Annotated in this window: 4 protein-coding genes, 1 other RNA gene and 2 pseudogenes; all 7 read left to right on the top strand. The window is 67.4% G+C overall.

Features of this window, described 5'->3' with window-relative positions; genetic code table 11:
• Positions 1-620: pseudogene (locus KBX53_RS23010) on the top strand (peptide chain release factor-like protein); the annotation flags it as partial.
• A gap of 121 nt (positions 621-741) precedes the next feature.
• The gene (ftsE, locus tag KBX53_RS23005) at positions 742-1422 is read left to right on the top strand and encodes a cell division ATP-binding protein FtsE (protein WP_030331491.1); all 681 of its coding nucleotides are present in this window, start codon (positions 742-744) and stop codon (positions 1420-1422) included.
• 67 nt (positions 1423-1489) lie between these two features.
• Positions 1490-2365: a permease-like cell division protein FtsX gene (gene ftsX, locus KBX53_RS23000; protein WP_210861586.1), complete on the top strand. Its 876-nt coding sequence runs from the start codon at positions 1490-1492 to the stop codon at positions 2363-2365.
• 145 nt (positions 2366-2510) lie between these two features.
• Positions 2511-2990 carry an SsrA-binding protein SmpB gene (gene smpB / locus KBX53_RS22995; protein ID WP_030331487.1) on the top strand — a complete coding sequence of 160 codons (480 nt, stop codon included), beginning with the start codon at positions 2511-2513 and terminating at the stop codon, positions 2988-2990.
• Positions 2991-3094: 104 nt separating this feature from the next.
• Positions 3095-3470, top strand: a transfer-messenger RNA (tmRNA) gene (ssrA, locus tag KBX53_RS22990).
• Positions 3471-3540: 70 nt separating this feature from the next.
• A complete protein-coding gene (locus tag KBX53_RS22985) occupies positions 3541-4218 on the top strand; it encodes a hypothetical protein (protein WP_030331485.1) in 678 nt (225 codons plus the stop codon).
• Between the two features lie 167 nt (positions 4219-4385).
• Positions 4386-4677: pseudogene (locus tag KBX53_RS22980) on the top strand (hypothetical protein); the annotation flags it as partial.

Here is a 4677-nt window from a genome sequence, read left to right as displayed (position 1 = left end):
CCTCGTACGCCGAGGAGGCGTGTCTGAAGTCGGCCACCTTCGCGGTCAAGGTGCCGTACGCGAACGGCACGCTCAGTGTCGAGTCGGGCACGCACCGGCTGGTCCGGATCAGCCCGTTCGACAACCAGGGGCGTCGGCAGACCAGCTTCGCGGGGGTCGAGGTCCTGCCGGTCACCGAGCAGACCGACCACATCGACATCCCGGAGAACGAGGTACGCGTCGACGTCTACCGCTCCTCCGGCCCGGGTGGGCAGAGCGTCAACACCACCGACTCGGCGGTGCGGCTGACGCACATCCCGACCGGCATCGTGGTGACCTGCCAGAACGAGAAGTCCCAGCTGCAGAACAAGGCCTCCGCGCTGCGGGTGCTCCAGGCTCGGCTGCTGGAGCGCAAGCGCCAGGAGGAGCAGGCCAAGCTCGAAGGGCTCAAGGAGAACGCGGCGGGCTCGTGGGGTGACCAGATGCGCTCGTACGTCCTGCACCCCTATCAGATGGTGAAGGATCTCCGAACTGAGCAGGAGACCGGCAATCCGAGCGCGGTCTTCGACGGCGAGTTGGACGGTTTCATCGAGGCGGGCATCCGTTGGCGTAAGCAGCGACAGCTCGCTAACGACGGTGCGTATCGGCGCGCGGGCGGAGCGCGTCGTCGATCTCCAGGTAGGAGCCTGATTCGACGACTCGTGCCGGATCGGCGGGGCGTGGGGCTTGGCTCAGTTGTTACACCGCGTAGACTCACCACCCGTGATTCAGCTTGAGCAAGTGACGAAGACGTACCCGAAGGCGTCCCGGCCTTCGCTCGACAACGTGTCCGTCTCGATCGAGAAGGGCGAGTTCGTCTTCTTCATCGGTCCATCCGGCTCCGGCAAGTCCACGATCATCAAGATGCTGCTGCACGAGGTGGCCCCCAACAAGGGGCGCGTCGTCGTGAACGGCAAGGACGTCACGTCGATGCGGTCCTGGAAGCGACCCCACTTCCGGCGCTCGATCGGCTGTGTCTTCCAGGACTTCCGGCTGCTGCCGAACCGCACCGCCTACGAGAACGTGGCGTTCGCTCTCGAGGTGATCGGCAAGACGAAGGCGGTTGCCCGCCGCGTCGTGCCGGAGGTGCTGGAGCTGGTCGGGCTCGGTGGCAAGGAGCACCGCTACCCGCACGAGCTCTCCGGTGGTGAGCAGCAGCGGGTCGCCGTCGCCCGGGCGTTCGTGAACCGTCCGCTGATCCTTCTCGCGGACGAGCCCACCGGAAACCTGGACCCGGACACCTCGATCGAGATCATGCGTCTGCTGGACCGGATCAATCGCACCGGCACGACCGTCGTGATGGTCACCCACGACTCCAACATCGTGAACCAGATGCGCCGCCGCGTCGTTGAGATTGAGAGCGGTCGCATCGTGCGTGACCAGGCCCGCGGCGTCTACGGGTGAGCCGGCGCTCCACCCCTGCGCAGCCTGACGACGAACACCTCATGCCGGAGACCCGGAGGAAATCCCGATGCGCGTGAAATACGTCCTGTCCGAGGTACTGGTCGGACTGTGGCGCAACGTGACCATGTCCATCGCGATGATCATCACGATGGCGGTCTCGCTGACCATGCTCGGCGCCAGCGGTCTCATGTACCGCCAGGTCGACGACATGAAGGACCTCTACTACAAGAACATCCAGGTCTCGATCTTCATGGAGCAGGAGGTCACCGAGCAGCAGCGCACCGACCTGCAGATTAAGCTCGACGGCGACCCCCTGGTCAAGGAGGTCATCTACGTCGACAAGGCCCAGGCGTACGAGCGCTTCAAGTCGATGTACCAGGACGCGCCGGACCTGGTGAACGCGGTCAAGCCGGACCAGCTGCCCGAGTCGTTCCGGCTCACACTGAACAACCCGGAGCAGTACAAGAGCGTCTACGACCAGTACAAGGACACTGAGGGTGTCGAGGAGATCGTCGACCAGAGTCGACTGCTCGACAAGATCTTCAATATCCTCACCTCGATCCAGAACATCGCCCTGGCCGCCGCCATCGTGATGGCGATCGCCGCCCTGCTGCTCGTCGCGAACACCATTCAGGTGGCCGCGTACAGCAAGCGGCGTGAGGTGGCGGTCATGAAGCTGGTCGGCGCGTCCAACTGGTTCATCCAGGCGCCGTTCGTGCTGGAGGCCGTGGTGGCCGGCCTGATCGGTTCACTGCTCGGTCTGGTGGCCCTGGTCGCGGCGAAGTATCTGCTCTTCGACGGGTCGTTGAGCGCGTTGCAGGGTCTGCTCTCGCCGATCACCTGGGGTGACATCCTGTTCATCTTCCCGGTGATGGCCGGCGTCGGTGGTCTGGTCAGCGCCGCCACCGCCTGGATCACCCTGCGCTTCTACCTGCGGGTCTAGGCACCGTACGGTCGTCCCGTGGTCTTCCGAGGACCCTCCCGCAGCCGGAAATAAACGGCGCGGGAGGGTCCTTCCACTCGGGTAGCATGATCGGTTGTCCGGCCGGGGTGAACCGGCCGCGGACGAGGGAGAGGAGGTGGCACCGATGCCACGGGAAAAGGGGCGCAAGGTGGTCGCCTCCAACAAGAAGGCGCGCCACGACTACGCGATCCTCGACACGTACGAGGCGGGCATGGCGCTGACCGGCACCGAGGTCAAGTCGCTGCGGGCCGGGCGGGCGTCGCTCGTCGACGCGTTCGCGCAGGAACGTGACGGCGAGTTGTACCTGCACGCGATGCACATTCCGGAGTACACCCAGGGCACCTGGACCAACCATGAGCCCCGGCGTACCCGCAAACTGCTGCTCAACCGGGGCGAGATCGACAAGCTCGTCGGCAAGACCCGCGAGGGTGGTTTCACCATCGTCCCGTTGCAGGTCTACTTCTCGGACGGCTGGGCCAAGGTCGAGATCGCGCTGGCCAAGGGTAAGAAGTCGTACGACAAGCGTCAGGACCTCGCCAAGCGCGACGCGGACCGGGAGATCGCCCGGGTGTCGGGTCGACGAGGCAAGGGAATGGACGACTAGTTCATCCTGTTTGTCCGGGTCGGTACGTCGGCCCGGGGCTCGGGATGAAAGCTGTTGCGCCAGGCGTTAGTCTTGTCAGTGCCGCCACATCGGCGGCCTGTCGAGGGGGTGACTGGTTTCGACTTCGTACGCAGCGACAGGGGAAGCGAGCCGAGGAAGCCGACGTCGTCTCGAGAATCGGTCGTCGGAAACTTATAAGCGCCAAGCAAAATCGCGCTGACTTCGCTCTCGCCGCCTGAGGCGAGTAGCTAAGTCTGTCGGCCTGGGAACGCCTTCGTCCCAGTAGCCGGCATCAGCTAGGAGGCTGGCCAATCGGACCCGGTCGCGGGGTCCGTGCGGCGAGATTAATCAGCGACTGGGCCCGTCACACCAACTTGCTCGCGTGAGCGGTGGGGCCGAGTAGAGGCACAGCGAGCTGCGCTCGGAGAAGCCCTGACAAACCGGCGAAGGACCCGGGTTCGATTCCCGGCACCTCCACCACCTCGAACGAAGCGCCCCGGCCACCGGCCGGGGCGCTTCGTTGTGTCGACGGGGTCTTACGCTGCCCCCTGTGACCAACCGAGAGCTGCGCCTGTCGGTCGGCGCGTCACCCGGCCAGCGGGTCGTGGCGGTGGTCGCCGGCGTCCTCGTCGCCGCCATCGGCGCGGCGTTCGTGGTGCTGCCCCTCGTCGCCGACGGGCTGCTGCGCCGGCTGACCGGACCGGGTGACGCGTTCGCCTCCTATGAGGAGGCTCGCGACCTGCCGCCGGGGCTGCTGCCACCGGGGCTACGGGACTCCGCTGACCCGAACCAGTCCGGTCCCAGCCCGCTCATCGGCCTGTGTGGTCTGCCCTTCGTGCTGCTCGGCCTCTACCTCGTGTTACGGGTGCTCCGAACGGCCGTCTGGTTGGACGGCAGCCGGGCGCGGGTACGCGGGGCGCTGCGCACCCGCACCGTCGACCTCGCCACCGCCAGGATCGAGGCGGGCGGGACGTCGTACCGCAAGGCGGGCGACGTCGACCCGGCCGGCGGGCCGCAGATGCGGGCCATTCTCGCCACCGACCCGGCCGGTACGCGAGGGGTCACCATCCCACTGCGCGGCATGGGGCTGCCCAGCCTGCCGCCGACAGAGCTGCGGGCGCTGGCCGAGGCGATGACGGCGGGCCGAGGGGGCGACGGGCGGGACGACGACACCCGTGCGGTGGCCGACCACCTGCGCCGCCTGGCGGAGCGCCGCTGGACCGACTGAGGCTGATACGTCCAGGCGGCTCGTGAGGGCTGCGGACGCGGTACTGCTGCGGCTGGTGGGGTCAGTGGGTTTGACGCGGCAGATGAGGCGATCCGGGGCCCTGGACAGGGCGGGTCGGGCAGGCTCACCATCGCGGTATGGGGTAGCAGCGCCGCGCGGGAGGTGCCATGGTCACCGGTCCGATCCAGCAGCCGTCACTCGTCGCCCGACCGCGCGTCGCGCATCAGGTGGGGCGTCCCGCCGATCCACCTCCCCTCGGTCTACCCGGCGAGCCGCGCCCCGCCGGCCTCGCCGGTGACGTGCACGCCCTCGGCCGGGCCGTCGCGGTCGCCAGCACCGCGCCGCGCTGGCGCGAAGCTGTTCTTCTTCGACTGCGTCCGGTGCGCCAGGGTTTCGCCGAGCACGTCCGGGCCACCGAGGGCCCCAGCGGCCTCTACCGGGAGTTGCTCACCCAGTCGC

The sequence above is a fragment of the Micromonospora sp. M51 genome (assembly GCF_018070305.1).
In the GTDB taxonomy this organism is placed as follows: domain Bacteria; phylum Actinomycetota; class Actinomycetes; order Mycobacteriales; family Micromonosporaceae; genus Micromonospora; species Micromonospora parva.
This window is presented reverse-complemented; position numbering and strand designations above follow the sequence as displayed.